The following is a 16,188-nucleotide window of genomic DNA, read 5'->3' on the forward strand; positions in this document are numbered from 1 at the left end:
GATCATCAGTGAGCAGCATTTCAGCGGCCGTTTCCGACTTCGACGGACGCAGCGCTCTGCCGGCCTACGACACGCCGCTCGGCATCACCAATCCACCCATCGACGAGCTGCTCGCCCGCACCTCGTCCAAGTACGCTCTGGTGATCTACGCGGCCAAGCGTGCGCGCCAGATCAACGACTACTACAACCAGCTCGGTGACGGCATCCTGGAGTACGTGGGACCGCTGGTCGAGCCGGGTCTGCAGGAGAAGCCGCTGTCGATCGCTCTTCGCGAGATCCACGCAGACCTTCTCGAGCACACCGAAGGCGAATAAGAACCTCACAGAGGACATCTGACTTGCACGTTGTCGTCGGAGTCGGCGGAGGTATCGCCGCCTACAAGAGTTGTTCGCTGATCCGTAGTTTCACCGAGAGTGGGCATCAGGTTCGGGTGATTCCGACTGCATCCGCTCTGGAGTTCGTCGGGCGCGCGACGTTCGAAGCGCTGTCCGGTCAACCGGTGCACACCGGGGTCTTCGCGGATGTTCCGGAGGTCCCGCACGTTCGCCTGGGTCAGGAAGCAGACCTCGTCGTGGTTGCTCCGGCCACGGCGGACCTCATGGCTCGCATCGCAGGCGGGCGTGCCGACGACCTGCTGACGGCGACCCTGCTCACTGCTCGGTGTCCGGTAGTTCTGGCACCGGCGATGCACACCGAGATGTGGGAGCACCCCGCCACGGTCGCCAACGTCGCCACGCTTCGTGCCCGCGGCACGCACGTGATCGAGCCGGCGTCGGGGCGACTGACCGGACGCGACACGGGGTCCGGTCGACTGCCCGAGCCCGACGAGATCTTTGCGTTGTCCATGCTCGTGACCGAACGAGCGGATGCGCTCCCTCGTGATCTGGAGGGACGCCACATCCTGGTGTCCGCAGGTGGTACCCGCGAGCCCCTCGATCCGGTTCGGTTCCTGGGCAATCGAAGTTCCGGCAAGCAGGGATACGCACTGGCGAGAGTGGCTGCGCAGCGCGGAGCCCAGGTGACGTTGGTCGCCGGATACATCAGTGACCTCGACGCTCCGGCCGCAGTCGATGTGGTGCACGTGAAGACGGCGTCGGACATGCAGGATGCCGTTCGTAGACTCGCCGATGGCGTGGACGCAGTGGTGATGGCCGCCGCAGTTGCCGATTTCCGCCCGGAGTCCATCGCGGGCAGCAAGATCAAGAAGGGCGCGAACGAACCGTCGTCGATCCCGCTGGTCCGCAACGACGACATCCTCGCCGGCCTCGTTGCGGCTCGCCGCGATGGCGAGCTCGAATCGTCGGCAGTCATCGTCGGGTTCGCCGCCGAAACCGGTGACGCAGACGGCGACGTGTTGACGTACGCGCGAGCCAAGCTCGAACGAAAGGGCTGCGATCTGCTCGTGGTCAATGCCGTCGGTGACGGCAAGGCATTCGAGGTCGATCACAACGACGGCTGGTTGCTCGGCTCCGACGGTTCGGAGGTTGCGCTCGGCGAAGGCTCCAAAGCACTCCTCGCGAGCCGCGTGCTGGATTCGGTGGCGCAGATGCTCGATACGCGGAACCCGCGATCGAGTTCGAATCCGTGATGATGCCAAGGGTGCACGATCGATGTCGTTGCGGCTACCGTGCTGAGCACCTGCTGTACCGGTCGTAGATGTTTGCGGGAGTGCGGCAGGGGCGATAATCCCCCAGGGAACATGAATTTTCGTGGAGTGCCCCGGCCGGCGCGAGCCGTCGGGTCGGGCAAGAACATGCGTCGAGAGGAAGTCCGTGAGCAAGTCCGGTAGTCGGCTTTTCACCAGTGAGTCCGTCACAGAGGGTCATCCCGACAAGATCTGTGACGCCATCAGCGATTCCATTCTCGATGCTCTGTTGACAGAGGATCCGCGTGCTCGTGTTGCGGTGGAGACGTTGGTCACCACCGGGCAGGTTCATGTCGCGGGCGAGGTCAACACCACCGCGTATGCCGACATCCCCAAGATCGTGCGCGAGAAGGTGCTCGAGATCGGGTACGACTCGTCGGCCAAGGGCTTCGACGGAAACTCGTGTGGAGTCAACGTCGCGATCGGCGCGCAGTCTCCGGAAATCGCTCAGGGCGTCGACCACTCGCACGAGGCTCGTGTCGAGGGTTTGTCCGACGACGAGATCGACCGTCAGGGTGCAGGCGACCAGGGACTGATGTTCGGGTACGCCAACACCGACACTCCCGAGTTGATGCCGTTGCCGATCGCGTTGGCACACAGGCTTTCTCGGCGTCTGACCGAGGTGCGCAAGAGTGGCGTGTTGCCCTACCTGCGGCCGGACGGAAAGACACAGGTGACGATCGAGTACGACGGAGACAACGCCGTTCGACTCGATACCGTGGTGATCTCGACCCAGCACGCGGCCGACATCGACCTCGACAATCTGCTCACGCCCGACATTCGGGAGAAGGTGCTGGGCTCGGTGCTCGCCGAGTTGAACGTGCCGTCGTTGGACACCTCCGATGTGCGGCTGTTGGTCAACCCCACCGGCAAGTTCGTGCTCGGTGGACCGATGGGTGACGCCGGGCTGACCGGTCGCAAGATCATCGTCGACACCTACGGCGGCATGGCACGCCACGGCGGCGGAGCGTTCTCCGGCAAGGATCCGTCGAAGGTCGACCGCAGTGCTGCGTACGCTATGCGATGGGTCGCCAAGAACGCTGTTGCCGCAGGCCTGGCCGATCGCATCGAGGTGCAGGTGGCGTACGCCATCGGCAAGGCTGCGCCGGTGGGTCTGTTCGTCGAGACGTTCGGCACCGAGAAGACCGATCCCGCGCGTATCCAGGCGGCGATCAGCGAGGTGTTCGATCTGCGCCCGGGTGCCATCATTCGCGATCTCGACCTGCTGCGGCCGATCTACGCGCCGACCGCGGCATACGGTCACTTCGGTCGAACCGACATCGATCTGCCCTGGGAGTCCACCGATCGCGCAGGCAAGCTCCGGGAAGCTGCCGGTCTGTAGCACCGCGTCGAAGTTCGGCACGTACCCTGCTCGCACCGGCTCGGTGTTCCTGTATCGAATGCCGGAAGAGAATCGAGAAGGAGGTGCGGTGGCGGGCGTGACACGGGTGGCGGCGTCGGACCTCCCGATCGCGCGGATTCTGCCGATGCTGCCGCTGCCGCATCTCGACCGCGAATTCGACTACCTCGTTCCCGAGGAAATCAGCAACGACGCGCAGCCCGGTGTTCGGGTTCGAGTGCGGTTCGCGGGCCGACTCGTCGACGGCTTCGTGCTGGCCAGACTGGCCGAAACCGAGCATTCCGGGAAGCTCGGGTGGCTCGATCGGGTGGTGTCGGCCGAGCGAGTCCTGACCCCGGAGATCGCCGAGCTCGCCGAGGCGGTGGCCGATCGCTACGCCGGGACCAGGGCGGACGTGCTGCGCCTGGCGATTCCCGCTCGCCACGCGCGAGTCGAAGCGGAGGACACACCCGTACTCGATCCGCCGGACGAGCCCGCCGTCGACCATGCGGCATGGTCGGCCTACACACACGGCTCGAACTTCCTCGACGCCTTGGCTTCGGGGCGCATTCCGCGAGCGGTGTGGCAAGCGTTGCCCGGTGAGCAGTGGCCGGTCCGGTTGTCGGAGGCCGCGGCCGTGACGGTGGCAGGCGGTCGCTCCGCCGTGCTGGTGGTACCCGATCAGCGAGATCTCGATCGACTGGAGACGGCCTGCACGGCGCTGCTCGGTGCCGACCGGGTGGTGGCGTTGTCGGCCGGATTGGGTCCGGCAAAGCGATATCGACAGTGGTTGCGGGGTCTGCGGTCCGGCCCGGTCGTCGTGGTGGGGACGCGCAGTGCCGTGTTCGCTCCGGTGTCTTCGCTCGGCATGATCGCCGTCTGGGACGACGGTGACGACAGTTTCTCCGAGCCCCGCTCGCCCTATCCACACGCCCGCGAGGTTGCACTGCTCCGAGCGCACGTGTCCGGGGCAGCGGTGGTCATCGGCGGACATTCACGGACCGCCGAGGCCGAGGCCCTCGTCGATTCCGGTTGGGCACACGACCTGGTTGCTCCACGTGAGCTGATCCGTGAGCGTCAGCCCCATGTGGTGGCGCTGGCCGACTCGGATCATGCGCTCGCTCGGGATCCGGCGGCCCGTGTCGCGCGGTTGCCCGCCATCGCCTTCGAAGCGGCTCGAGCGGCCCTGAAGGTCGATGCTCCTGTGCTGGTGCAGGTTCCACGAGCCGGTTACGTGCCGTCACTGGCGTGCGCGAAGTGCCGTAATCCGGCGCGGTGTCGCCGCTGCAACGGGCCGCTGGCTTTGCCCTCGGCCCCGGGCAGCGACGGTGCGGGCAGTCCGACGTGCTCGTGGTGCGGGATCGCCGACGCCGCGCATCGGTGCACGGTCTGCGGATCGCGCAACCTTCGCGCCGTCGTGATCGGAGCCGGCCGCACGGCCGAGGAGCTCGGACGGGCGTTTCCCGGTGTGCCGGTGCATAATTCGGGTGGTGCCACCGTGCTGGACACAGTTCGGCCGGGTGCGGCCCTCGTGGTATCGACCGTGGGTGCCGAGCCGACGGTCGAGGGTGGCTACGGAGCGGCCCTGTTGCTCGACGGCTGGGCGTTGCTCGGCCGCGCAGATCTGCGTGCCGCCGAGGAGACGCTCCGTCGGTGGATGACGGCGGCCACCATGGTCCGGCCGGGGTCGGCAGGCGGCCGCGTCGTCGTCGTCGCCGAGTCCGAGATCCCCACGGTACAGGCGCTGGTTCGCTGGGATCCGTTGTGGCACGCTCGAAGTCAATTGGACGAACGTGCCGAGGTGCGCTTCCCGCCCGCGGTGCACGTCGCGGCGATCGACGGAACCACCGACGCGATCACAGCATTGGTGGACAGTGCCGATCTCCCCGACGCAGTGGAGATCCTGGGACCGGTCGATCTGCCGGACGGTCAACGCGCTCCGGCGGGCAGCGAGGACGGTCTCACCGGAGACGTGCAGCGACTGTTGATACGCGTGCCCCGCAGTACGGGGGCGGCGCTGGCTCGGGCGTTGTCCACCGCACAGGCATCTCGCAGTGCCAAGAAACACGGCGGCGGAGTGCGGGTTCAAATAGACCCGATACGAATCGGTTGAGGCTGCGGTCCGGCCGCCGCGTCGCCTAAAGTTGCGTCGGGGCAGCGCGAGGGCGCTGACGGAGGGACGGGTCGGGGATATGAAAAGAAGGCAGCTCTTTCGCCGTGCGACGACAGGTCTTGCGGTGGTGATCGGGGCCCGCCTGGCGCTGCCCACTGTCGCCGACGCACTACCCGGTACCGGCTCCGCGCAACCGCCGAGGCCGAGTGTTCCACTGGATCGACTGCTCCGGATCGTGTCTCTGTCGCACGTCAACGATCCGGCGCTCACCCCGATCTTTCCCGGCGACCCCGAGTTCTCGCTCGAGACGGCGTTCACCGTTGCCGACGACGGCTTCTATCTCCAGTACGTCAAGGAGGGCGAGCACACCGGCACACACTGGGGTGCGCCCGCACACTTCCAGGAAGGTGGGCTGACCGCCGACCAGCTCGACCCCGAGGATCTGTTTCTGCCTGCAGTGAAGATCGACATTCGTGATCGGGCGGCAGCCGACGCCGACTACGCCGTGACGGTGGCAGATCTGCAGAACTGGGAAGCGGTCAACGGAGCAATTCCGTCCGGGGCGGCCGTCATCCTGTGGACCGGATGGGCGTCACGCTGGGGGACCGACGCCTACGCCAACGCGGACGCGGACGGTGTGACGCACCAACCGGGGTTCTCCGCGGAGGCGGCGCAGTGGTTGATCGACACGGGCAGGCTCGCTGACAGAGGAGCCCTCGGTACCGACACATTCGGACCCGATCTGGGGAACGACGAAACCTATCCGGTGTCCGTCAAGCTCTACGATCGACGTCGGATCAGCCTGGAGAACCTGACCAATCTGGAGTCGATTCCGACCACGGGTGCCTACGTTCTCGTCGGTGGCCCGATCAACCGGGCGGGATCCGGTTCGCCTGCAACCATTTTCGGTTTGGTTCCCAAGCTTCCCTGATCGGGACGGCTCGGCACCACGCTGAGTGTGCCGGCGGTGTCGTAGGCGTAGATGCCGGCTTTTCCCGAGCGCTTGGCCGTGTACATCGCCCGATCTGCCAATCGCATCAGTTCGTCCTCCTCGACTGTGGAGGTACCTTGGCCCGTCACGGCCGCGGGTCCGTTGGGTGCGCGGTCGAGCTGACCGATCTGTACGACGCCCACGCACGCGCCGATCGAGACCGGATGGCCGTCTATCTCGTGCACGACGCGCATCGCTTCCGTGATGCGGACCGCCGTCTCACGGCCGGCGTCGAGATCGGCGTACACGAGCGCGGTGAACTCGTCGCCGCCGAAGCGCGCCACCACACCGTCGGTGACGCATCGGTCGAGGCGGCGTGCGAGTTCGACCAGCAGCCGGTCGCCGCCGCCGTGGCCGAATCTGTCGTTGATACCTTTGAAGTCGTCGAGGTCGATCAGTAGCAGAACGGCGCGTCCCAGACCTGCTCGGGCGTCGTTCACCGCCGCTCGAAGGTGTTCGTCGAACGACGACCGATTGAGCAACCCGGTCAGCCCGTCATGATGGGCGCGGTAGGTCAGCTCTGCCTGTGCCCGAGACAGGCTCCGGAGCAGATTGTCGTTCTGTACCAGGGTGATCACCTGGCGAACGAGCGAGAGCAGAACTACTGCCACCCCGAGTACCACGACGGTCGAGTCCAGTTCGCCGGTCAGCACACGCAAGATCGCCAGGACGATACCGATGGCACCCATGAGTGCGTACGGCAACAGCAGCTGCGCGCGTTCACCGGTGACGGTGGCTGCCGACGCCTGGGTAGTGGGGTCCGACCGGTCGATCTGGGCAGTGCTCGGGGTGGCGGCGGCAAGGGCGATCAGCGCGGTTCCCGCGATGAATCCCCCGTCGGTCAGAACCGGCATGAACTCTGCCCCGATGGCGACCAGGTAGGCGTAGATACTGTCGGAGATCGCCATCATGAGGATCCCGGCACCGAGCAGGGTGAGCTGCGTCCGGTATCGCGCTGCGATCGTAGGGATCACCGCCAGCAGCACGATCATGGCCACGAGTACCAGGTCGGTGATGGGATACATGATCGCCACGAGAAACTCGATCGATTCGGACTCCGAGGCGTGTACGACGGCACCGAGCACTGTGGCCCACGAGAGAACGAACAGCGATCCGACGACGATGGCGCCGTCGAGCAGTGACATCACCCAGACATGGCGGGTGCCTGCGGCCGCCCGCCGGGGCGACAGGCCCACGAATGCGAGCAGGGCAGGAACGGCGAAGATCGGGAAGAGGAAGAATCCGATGTCGGCGACCGATGCTGTGGGCAGCGGCGTTTCGAGAGCGGATCGGTAGAACGCCCAGACCGCCATGCCTGCAGTCCAGCACGCCATTCCTGCGGCCATCAGCACGCGCCACTGCCGTTCGGAGCACGTCCTTCTCGACGCCGTCCGCCAGCAGACGATCGTCGCGGTGATACCACCTGCGAGCTGTGCGGCGTCGTCGATCAGTACGGAGATTCGCTGGCCGAGAACGTTGGAGCCGGCGAGCAGGACGATGGCGAGGACGCAGCCGAGCACGACGGCTGTGCGCCGCCTCGGTGATGCGGCCATGCAGCCCCCCTCGTTCGTGAGCGAGCGTCGTGGACAGGCCGACGGTGCCGGTGCGCCCGACGAGAGCTCGTACCGACGGCGTCATTCTAACGAGTGGGAGGGGTCGACGACGCATTCCTCGTGCGGAGAAACATGGAGGTTGCCTCTGGACCTTGTGAAAGATCTATTGCCGATATATCGTCGACTTGTCACTCGATACCAAAGGAGAACGAGATGAACTACGCATTCGAAGGATTCGCACACGAATTCGGACGCCGTGCAGGCGCACGTACACACATGCGAGGCACGCCGTTTCAGATGTGGGTCGCACACAGCGACGAACATGGCCCGTCGGAGGACCACGGTCCACGAGAGCGAGGTCGCGGAAAGAGAGGTCACGGCGAACGAAGTAGGCACGGTGCCGGTGGCCCGTTCGGGCGAGGAGGACGAGAAGGCATGCGCCCAGGCTTCGGTCCCGGCGGTTTCGGGCCGAATGCAGATTTCGGCCGCGGCCGGGGTAGAGGAGGACGAGGGCGACGCGGGGACGTGCGCGCTGCGATCCTCCTACTACTCGAGGAACGTCCGATGCACGGATACGAACTGATCCAGCAGATCGCCGAGAAGAGCAACGGTACCTGGAAGCCGAGTCCGGGTTCCATCTATCCGGCCTTGTCGCAACTCGAGGACGAAGGCCTGGTCCTGATCGACAAGGTGGCCGGTCGTAAGACGGCTGCGCTGACCGACGAGGGGCGAACTCACACGGAGAATCATCGAGCCGAGCTGGGCAGCCCGTGGGACGACGTGGCAGAGTCCGTCGGTGTCGACGCCCGTGATCTTCGAGCACTCATCGGCCAATTGATGGGCGCAGCAGGTCAGGTCGCCGGAGTCGGCACACCGAAACAGGTGGAACAGGCCGCGGAGATTCTGACCGAGGCGCGTCGGTCGCTGTACCGGATCCTCGCCGAGGACGAATCGGACGATCGGGGTTCCGACGAGACGGGCCACACTCCCGACGCACCGTGACGTTCGAGAGCAGAATCGTCGGTAGCTCTGGCGACTCCCTAGGATGGACACCCGAGATCCTTTCGTCCATCCCAGGGAGTTGCCACCAGTGCGTGTTGTCTTTGCCGGAACACCGGAGCCCGCGGTTCCGTCGCTGCGGCGACTGCTGGAGTCCGAACGCCACGAGGTGATCGCAGTGGTGACCCGGCCCGACGCCGCTGCCGGTAGGGGCCGCAAGACGATGCGCTCGCCGGTCGGGCAGCTGGCCGACAAGCACGGAATCTCCGTGCTCACACCCGCGAAGCCCTCGGATCCGGAATTCATGGCGCAGCTCACCGAGCTCGCGCCCGACGTGTGTCCGGTCGTCGCATACGGTGCCCTGCTGCCGCAGCCGGTGCTCGACATCCCTCGATTCGGGTGGATCAATCTGCACTTCTCGCTGCTGCCCGCATGGCGCGGTGCCGCGCCGGTACAGGCCGCCATCGCCGCAGGCGACGAGATCACCGGTGCCTCCACCTTCCTGCTCGACGCCGGAATGGACACCGGACCGGTGCTCGGCGTCGTCACCGAAAGGGTCCGCGTCACCGACACGACAGGGGATCTGCTCACCCGTCTGGCGTCGAGTGGTGCAGACCTGCTGGCCGCCACCCTCGATGCGATCGAGGACGGCACCGCGTCCGCACATCCGCAGCCCGAAGACGGCGTCTCGTATGCGAGCAAGGTGAGCGTCGACGCCGCGCGCATCGATTGGACCCGGTCCGCAGCGTTCGTCGATCGACACATCCGATCTGTCACCCCGGCACCGGGCGCATGGACGACGATCGGTGACCTCCGCGTCAAGGTCGCCCCGATCCAGCTGTCGCAGGAGGCACTGGCACCGGGTGAGATCGACGTGCGCAAGTCCGGCGTACACATCGGAACAGGCACAACAGCAATCGTTCTCGGCGATGTTCAACCGCAGGGCAAGAAACTCATGAAAGCACTCGACTGGGCGCGCGGCGCTCGACTGGACGATACGGCGGTAGCGCGATGACAGAACCTGACAGGCCTCGTAAGCGCGAGTCGAGCCCACCCCGCAAGTTCGTCAAGAAGTCACCCGGAGCTCGCGGCCCGAAAGGAAACCGGCCCCCGCAGGGTGCAGGGCCCCGTGCCGTCGACGCGATCGACCCGGCCCGTCGAGCCGCCCGGGATGTGCTGAAGGCGGTGCGTGAACGGGACGCGTACGCCAACCTGGTTCTGCCCGGCCTGCTGCGAGAGCGGAAACTCGACTCGCGCGACGCCGCGCTCGCGACCGAACTCGCGTACGGCGCGTCCCGCGCACGAGGGGTGCTCGACGCAGTGATCGCCCACGCGGCCGGGCGTCCGGCAACCGAGATCGACGGGCCGCTGCTCGACATTCTGCGACTCGGGTCCTACCAACTGCTGCGGACGCGGGTAGCGCCGCACGCGGCCGTCGCCACGTCGGTGGATCTGGCTCGGTCCGAATTCGGTACCGGCAAGGCAGGTTTCGTCAACGCGGTGCTGCGGCGCGTCTCCGAGCGCACGGCGGCACAGTGGGTGGACGAGCTCGCGCCCGCTGCGGCGGTCGATCCCGTCGGCCATCTCGCATTCGAGTACGCCCACCCCAAGTGGATCGCGCAGGCTTTCGCCGATGCACTCGGAGCTGATGCCGGCGAACTCGCCGCGGTGCTCGAGGCAGACGACGCACGCCCCTCGGTCCACCTGGTCGCGCGGCCGGGAGAGATTTCCGCCGAAGAGTTGGCGCTGATCACCGGGGGAGAGGAAGGCCCCTACTCGCCGTACGCGGTTCACCTGGACGGCGGAGACCCCGGCAAGCTCGACGCCGTCCGTGACGGACTGGCCGGAGTTCAGGACGAGGGCAGTCAACTCGTCGGCCGGGCACTGACCCTCGCACCCCTCGTCGGCGAGGACGGTGGACGGTGGCTGGATCTGTGCGCCGGACCTGGAGGAAAGGCTGCTCTCCTCGGAGCCATCGCCGAGATCGACGGTGCCACGGTCGACGCTGTGGAGCCGACGCCACACCGCGCCGATCTGGTGTCGAAAACGACCAAGGATCTTCCCGTAACGGTGTACACCGTCGACGGTCGAGCGTCCGGACTCGACGGCGGCTACGACCGTGTACTCGTCGATGCGCCGTGTACCGGACTCGGTGCCCTGCGCCGCAGGCCGGAGGCACGCTGGCGTCGCCAACCCTCCGATGTGGCGGCGCTGGTGACGCTGCAGAAAGAGTTGCTGGCAGCGGCGATCGAGTTGGTCCGTCCCGGTGGAGTGGTGCTGTATTCGACGTGTTCGCCGCACCTGTCCGAAACCACCGCCGTCGTCGCCGACGCGGTCCGCCGCTACGGCGTCGAACAGCTCGATACCCGTGAGCTGGTGCCAGGAGTCCCGCAGCTCGGCGACGGTACGTCCGTGCAACTGTGGCCGCACCGACACGGCACGGATGCGATGTTCATGGCGGCGCTGCGTAAGCCGATGTGATCAGCTACCGGCGAGGAACGTCTCGGCTACGTCCTTCGGTGCGTAGACCAGCCACCCGTCGATGATCAGTTCTCGCAGTTCGTCGTCCTCGGTGTTGTCGATATCGACCAGCACTGCGGCGAACCCGTCGAAGTGCGAGATGGTGAAGCACGCCCGCGGGTGTGCGGCGAGGATGGCTTCCTTCTCGTTGAGATCAGCGGTACGGACGGCGAGGATCGGACCGCTGGGCGGAGCCTCGTCGCCGAACCGCTTCAGATCCGCTTTGCTGAACGGGCGAACCCACGCGAACACGTCCTTGCCGACCGCCCACGCCGAGTGCCCGTACCTGACGCCTTCGGTGACCTCGGGCAGTTCGGCGATCACCGCCGTCACGGGATCCATGGTGGTCATGGGCGAACGATACCGGCTCGGCTAGGCTCGTCAATCGTGGTTTCCCCGATGATTGCCCCCTCGATCCTGTCCGCAGACTTCGCGCGTCTGGCTGCCGAAGCCGATGCCGTGGCCGGAGCCGACTGGCTGCACGTCGACGTCATGGATGCGCACTTCGTGCCCAACCTCACCTTGGGACTGCCGGTCGTGGAGAGCCTGCTGAAGGCGACGAACATCCCCCTCGACTGCCACCTGATGATCGAGGATCCGGCACGCTGGGCCCCGCCGTACGCCGAGGCAGGCGCGTACAACGTCACCTTTCACGCCGAGGCGACCGACGACCCGTCCGCCGTCGCGCGCGACATCCGGGCAGCGGGGGCCAAGGCGGGCCTGTCCGTCAAGCCGGGAACACCCATCGAGCCGTACCTCGAGATCCTGCGCGATTTCGACACGCTTCTGGTGATGAGCGTCGAGCCGGGCTTCGGTGGACAGTCGTTCATGCCGGAGGTACTCGCGAAGGCGAAAGCGGTTCGGGCACTGGTCGATTCCGGTGATCTGCGACTGGTCGTGGAAATCGACGGTGGCATCAACTCCGACACGATCGAGCAGGCAGCGGAGGCAGGCATCGACTGCTTCGTCGCCGGGTCGGCCGTCTACAACACCGCCGACCCCGCCGCAGCTGTACGCGATCTGCGCGCCAGGGCCGCTCACGCATCACACCACCTGTCGTAATGAACGGCCAGGGCACAGCAGTGTCCATCGCGGACGCCATGGCCCTCGCCATCGAGGCATCGGAGTCCGCGCGGGGTATCAGCAGTCCGAACCCTCCGGTCGGGGCGGTGATCCTCGATGCCGACAGTGTCATCGTCGGTATCGGCTCGACCCGTCCACCCGGCGGACCGCACGCCGAGATCGTCGCCCTGGCCGAGGCCGGGGATCGCGCCCGCGGCGGCACCGCCGTGGTGACCCTCGAGCCGTGCAACCACACCGGCCGCACCGGACCGTGCTCGCAGGCCCTGATAGACGCGGGCATCGCCGCGGTAGTGCATGCCGTCGCAGATCCCAACCCCCTCGCATCCGGCGGCGGAGCCACCTTGCGCGCTGCAGGCATTCGCGTCGAGCAGGGCATCGGTGAGACCGAGGTGCGGCAGGGACCACTGCGAGCCTGGCTGCACAAGCAACGCACCGGGCGGCCGCACGTGACATGGAAATATGCCGCCACGCTGGACGGACGCAGCGCCGCGGCGGACGGCACGAGCCAGTGGATCACCGGACCGCAGGCCCGGGCCCACGTTCACGCCGAGCGGGCCAAGCTCGACGCCATCGTCGTCGGAACCGGGACCGTGCTGGCCGACGACCCGCGCCTGACTGCACGACGTCCCGATGGCACCCTCGCACCGCATCAACCTGTTCGCGTCGTCGTCGGGTCCAGACCGATCCCGACGACCGCCGCGGTTCGCGGGCCGGAGGCAACTACGGTGTTTCTCGACACACACGATCCGGCGGTGGTGATCGAGGCGCTCTCCGAACACACCGATGTTCAGATCGAAGGCGGTCCGACGTTGGCCGGAGCGTTTCTTGCCGCCGGCTTGGTGGACCGCGTGGTTGCGTACGTCGCCCCTGCCGTGTTGGGTAGCGGCCCCGCAGCCGTGGAGAATGCGGGCATCGGAACAATTGCCGACGCAATTCGGTTCCGCACGGAGACAGTCACCATGATCGGCAACGACATTCTGATCGGCGTCGTGCCCGAAGGAGCGAAGTAGATGTTCACCGGAATTGTCGAAGAGCTCGGCGAGATCGTCGCCAAGGACGAACTGCCCGACGCCGCCCGTTTCACGGTCCGGGGCCCGGTGGTGACCTCCGACGCCGGTCACGGCGACTCCATCGCAGTGAACGGGGTGTGTCTCACCGTCGTGGAGGTGCTGCCCGACGGCGGATTCACCGCGGATGTCATGCAGGAAACGCTGAACCGATCGAGCCTGGGAGCCCTCGACGTGGGCAGCCGCGTCAACCTCGAGAGGGCGGCCGCACTCGGCAGCCGGCTCGGCGGGCACCTCGTCCAGGGCCACGTCGACGGTACCGGAACCGTCCTCGGGCGTTCCCCGTCCGAGAACTGGACCGTCGTGCGCATCGCAATGCCCACCTCGGTCGCGCGGTACGTCGTAGAGAAGGGCTCGATCACCGTCGACGGCGTCTCGCTCACGGTGTCCGGACTGGGGGTCGACGACGGTTCGCATTGGTTCGAGATCTCCCTGATCCCCACCACCCTCGACCTGACCACCCTCGGCACGGCCCAGGTCGGATCACCGGTGAACCTCGAAGTCGACGTCATCGCCAAGTACGTGGAGCGGCTGCAGAGCATCGACGCGCAGTAAGTACTGTTGACGTGCACGCGACTAGTGGTGCACCGGAGAAATTTCAGGGTGCTGAGGCAGGCCCGAGACGTATGGAGCACAGGACGTGACCAGGTTCGACAGTATCGAGCGCGCAGTTGCGGACATCGCTGCGGGCAAAGCAGTGGTGGTCGTCGACGACGAGGACCGCGAAAACGAAGGCGACCTGATCTTCGCCGCCGAGAAGGCCACCCCGGAACTGGTCGCCTTCATGGTTCGCTACACCTCCGGTTACCTCTGCGTTCCGTTGTCCGGTGAGGACTGCGACCGCCTCGGCCTCCCGCCGATGTTCGCCACCAATCAGGACAAGCACGGAACCGCGTACACCGTCACCGTGGACGCCCGCGAAGGTATCGGAACCGGCATCTCGGCCTCCGACCGCGCGGCCACGATGCGACTGCTGGCAGACCCCGACACCGGGGCCGGTGACTTCACCCGCCCCGGCCACGTCGTTCCGTTGCGTGCTAAGGACGGGGGAGTGCTGCGTCGCCCCGGCCACACCGAGGCAGCTGTCGACCTGGCCCGCATGGCCGATCTGCGGCCGGCGGGCGTCATCTGCGAGATCGTCAGCCAGAAGGACGAAGGCGCGATGGCCCAGACCGACGAACTGCGGGTCTTCGCCGACGAACACGACCTCGCGCTCATCTCGATCGCGGACCTGATCGCGTGGCGTCGCAAGCACGAAAAGCACGTCCTTCGTGTCGCCGACGCCCGAATCCCTACCAGCCACGGCACCTTCCGAGCCGTCGGCTACCAGAGCATCTACGACGAGGTCGAACACGTCGCGTTGGTGCGCGGCGACATCGCCGGGCCGGACGGCGACGGCAACGACGTCCTCGTTCGCGTGCACTCCGAGTGCCTCACCGGTGACGTCTTCGGATCGCTGCGCTGCGATTGCGGACCACAACTGGACGCTGCGTTGGAGATGGTCGCCGCCGAGGAACGCGGAATCGTGCTGTACATGCGCGGACACGAGGGCCGCGGCATCGGCCTGCTGCACAAGCTGCAGGCGTACCAGCTGCAGGACGCCGGTTCCGACACGGTCGACGCCAACCTACAGCTCGGCCTGCCCGCCGACTCACGTGACTACGGAATCGGTGCACAGATACTCGTCGACCTCGGCGTCTCCTCGATGCGGCTGCTGACCAACAACCCGGCCAAGCGGGTAGGGCTCGACGGTTACGGCCTGCATGTCACCGAGCGAGTCCCGATGCCGTTGCGCGCCAACGCCGAGAACCTCACCTACCTGCGCACCAAGCGGGACCGCATGGGCCACGATCTCACCGGTCTCGAGGAGTACGAGAACGGGGTCAACCCATGAGCGGCGACGGCGAACCCACTCTGCAGCTCGCGGGCGCAAGTGACCTCAAGCTGGCGATCGTGGCAGGCCAGTGGCATCGACAGATATCCGAGGCGTTGCTCGACGGTGCGCTGCGCAAGGCGGAGTCCGCAGGTGTTCGGGACGTCACGGTCATCCGAGTCGCCGGTGCCATAGAACTACCGGTGGTTGCACAGGCGCTTGCCCGCAACCACGATGCCGTCGTCGCGCTCGGCGTCGTCATCCGCGGGGGCACACCGCATTTCGAGTACGTGTGCGACGCCGTGACCGCAGGACTGACACGAGTGTCGCTGGACGAGGGAACTCCGGTCACGAACGGGGTGCTCACCACCAACGACGAGCAGCAGGCGCTCGATCGCGCCGGGTTGCCCGGTTCGTTCGAGGACAAGGGTGCGCAGGCCACGGCCGCCGCGATCGACACTGCCCTGACGCTCAAGCACCTGCGCCAACCATGGACGAATCAGGAGTTCACATGAGCGGCCGCGCACCGTCCGCACACTGGGACATGGAAGTGAAGTCACGCAAGTCGGCTCGCTACGCCATCGCGGCGGCAGTACTGCTGGTCGTGGCGCACTCGACCGTCGCCGTCCTGCTCCGGGTGTCACCGACCGGGGTGTACTTCAGAACCGCCGACCAACTCGCGATGGCGGGAATCGGCCTTCTCCTGGGAAGCCTCGCGCTGGTGCTGACGCGCCCGAGAATTCGCGTCGGCCCTGCCGGTGTTGCGGTGCGAAACCTACTCTCGGAGCGCCTGATCGAATGGGATCTGGTGCGCGGGCTGTCCTTTCCCGACGGGGCGATGTGGGCGCGAGTGGACATTCCCGACGACGAGTTCATCAACGTGATGGCCATCCAGTCCAACGATCGTGACCACGCTGTCTCCGCGGTTCGTACGTTCCGCACACTCGAACGCAAGTACGCGCCCGCCGCTTCTGTTCCGGACATCGCGGTCGATCAGGACTGACG

General features: G+C 66.5%; 16 protein-coding genes. 14 read left to right on the plus strand and 2 right to left on the minus strand.

Annotated elements, in window-relative coordinates:
- Nucleotides 1-8 precede the first annotated feature (8 nt).
- From rpoZ to CH275_RS00255, 5 genes are all read left to right on the plus strand, one after another.
- The gene (rpoZ, locus tag CH275_RS00235; protein WP_032377808.1) at nt 9-314 is read left to right on the plus strand and encodes a DNA-directed RNA polymerase subunit omega; all 306 of its coding nucleotides are present in this window, start codon (nt 9-11) and stop codon (nt 312-314) included.
- 23 nt (nt 315-337) lie between these two features.
- Nucleotides 338-1,588, plus strand: coding sequence for a bifunctional phosphopantothenoylcysteine decarboxylase/phosphopantothenate--cysteine ligase CoaBC (coaBC, locus tag CH275_RS00240; protein ID WP_094674142.1), 1,251 nt, complete (start codon nt 338-340; stop codon nt 1,586-1,588).
- 184 nt (nt 1,589-1,772) lie between these two features.
- Nucleotides 1,773-2,987 carry a methionine adenosyltransferase gene (gene metK / locus CH275_RS00245; RefSeq protein WP_094674144.1) on the plus strand — a complete coding sequence of 405 codons (1,215 nt, stop codon included), beginning with the start codon at nt 1,773-1,775 and terminating at the stop codon, nt 2,985-2,987.
- A 58-nt stretch (nt 2,988-3,045) separates the two neighbouring features.
- Nucleotides 3,046-5,097: a primosomal protein N' gene (locus tag CH275_RS00250; protein WP_373453650.1), complete on the plus strand. Its 2,052-nt coding sequence runs from the start codon at nt 3,046-3,048 to the stop codon at nt 5,095-5,097.
- 79 nt (nt 5,098-5,176) lie between these two features.
- Nucleotides 5,177-6,028, plus strand: a complete 852-nt coding sequence (locus tag CH275_RS00255) for a cyclase family protein (RefSeq protein ID WP_094674146.1) — start codon at nt 5,177-5,179, stop codon at nt 6,026-6,028.
- Here CH275_RS00255 and CH275_RS00260 read toward each other — a convergent pair.
- Nucleotides 5,944-7,641, minus strand: a complete 1,698-nt coding sequence (locus CH275_RS00260; RefSeq protein ID WP_094674148.1) for a GGDEF domain-containing protein — start codon at nt 7,639-7,641, stop codon at nt 5,944-5,946. The genes CH275_RS00255 and CH275_RS00260 overlap by 85 nt on opposite strands.
- A 297-nt stretch (nt 7,642-7,938) precedes the next feature.
- Here CH275_RS00260 and CH275_RS00265 point away from each other — a divergent pair, with 297 nt between their 5' ends.
- The 3 genes from CH275_RS00265 (at nt 7,939) to CH275_RS00275 (ending at nt 11,121) form a co-directional block, all read left to right on the plus strand.
- Entirely contained in the window at nt 7,939-8,643 is a 705-nt protein-coding gene (locus CH275_RS00265) for a PadR family transcriptional regulator (protein ID WP_373453657.1), read from the plus strand.
- Nucleotides 8,644-8,731: 88 nt separating this feature from the next.
- Nucleotides 8,732-9,655, plus strand: a complete 924-nt coding sequence (gene fmt / locus CH275_RS00270; RefSeq protein ID WP_094674150.1) for a methionyl-tRNA formyltransferase — start codon at nt 8,732-8,734, stop codon at nt 9,653-9,655.
- Nucleotides 9,652-11,121: an RsmB/NOP family class I SAM-dependent RNA methyltransferase gene (locus CH275_RS00275; RefSeq protein ID WP_094674152.1), complete on the plus strand. Its 1,470-nt coding sequence runs from the start codon at nt 9,652-9,654 to the stop codon at nt 11,119-11,121. The genes fmt and CH275_RS00275 overlap by 4 nt, the downstream gene beginning before the upstream one ends.
- On the opposite strand, the gene CH275_RS00280 is transcribed toward CH275_RS00275, so the two are convergent.
- On the minus strand, nt 11,122-11,511 hold the full coding sequence (locus CH275_RS00280) for an MmcQ/YjbR family DNA-binding protein (protein ID WP_094674154.1): 390 nt from the start codon (nt 11,509-11,511) through the stop codon (nt 11,122-11,124).
- A 36-nt stretch (nt 11,512-11,547) separates the two neighbouring features.
- On the opposite strand from CH275_RS00280, the gene rpe reads away from it, so the two are divergent.
- The 6 genes from rpe (at nt 11,548) to CH275_RS00310 (ending at nt 16,186) form a co-directional block, all read left to right on the plus strand.
- Nucleotides 11,548-12,222, plus strand: a complete 675-nt coding sequence (gene rpe, locus CH275_RS00285) for a ribulose-phosphate 3-epimerase (RefSeq protein ID WP_094674156.1) — start codon at nt 11,548-11,550, stop codon at nt 12,220-12,222.
- A complete protein-coding gene (ribD, locus tag CH275_RS00290) occupies nt 12,222-13,253 on the plus strand; it encodes a bifunctional diaminohydroxyphosphoribosylaminopyrimidine deaminase/5-amino-6-(5-phosphoribosylamino)uracil reductase RibD (protein WP_094674158.1) in 1,032 nt (343 codons plus the stop codon). Before rpe ends, ribD begins: the two co-directional genes overlap by 1 nt.
- Nucleotides 13,254-13,865, plus strand: a complete 612-nt coding sequence (locus CH275_RS00295) for a riboflavin synthase (RefSeq protein ID WP_094674160.1) — start codon at nt 13,254-13,256, stop codon at nt 13,863-13,865. It begins immediately after the preceding gene.
- Between the two features lie 85 nt (nt 13,866-13,950).
- The gene (locus CH275_RS00300) at nt 13,951-15,204 is read left to right on the plus strand and encodes a bifunctional 3,4-dihydroxy-2-butanone-4-phosphate synthase/GTP cyclohydrolase II (RefSeq protein ID WP_094674162.1); all 1,254 of its coding nucleotides are present in this window, start codon (nt 13,951-13,953) and stop codon (nt 15,202-15,204) included.
- Nucleotides 15,201-15,698 (plus strand): 6,7-dimethyl-8-ribityllumazine synthase, encoded by a 498-nt coding sequence (gene ribH / locus CH275_RS00305; RefSeq protein WP_094674164.1) that lies wholly within the window; start codon nt 15,201-15,203, stop codon nt 15,696-15,698. Before CH275_RS00300 ends, ribH begins: the two co-directional genes overlap by 4 nt.
- On the plus strand, nt 15,695-16,186 hold the full coding sequence (locus tag CH275_RS00310) for a PH domain-containing protein (protein WP_094674166.1): 492 nt from the start codon (nt 15,695-15,697) through the stop codon (nt 16,184-16,186). The genes ribH and CH275_RS00310 overlap by 4 nt, the downstream gene beginning before the upstream one ends.
- Nucleotides 16,187-16,188 lie beyond the last annotated feature (2 nt).

The organism is Rhodococcus sp. 06-235-1A (genome assembly GCF_002258785.1).
Classification (GTDB): domain Bacteria; phylum Actinomycetota; class Actinomycetes; order Mycobacteriales; family Mycobacteriaceae; genus Rhodococcoides.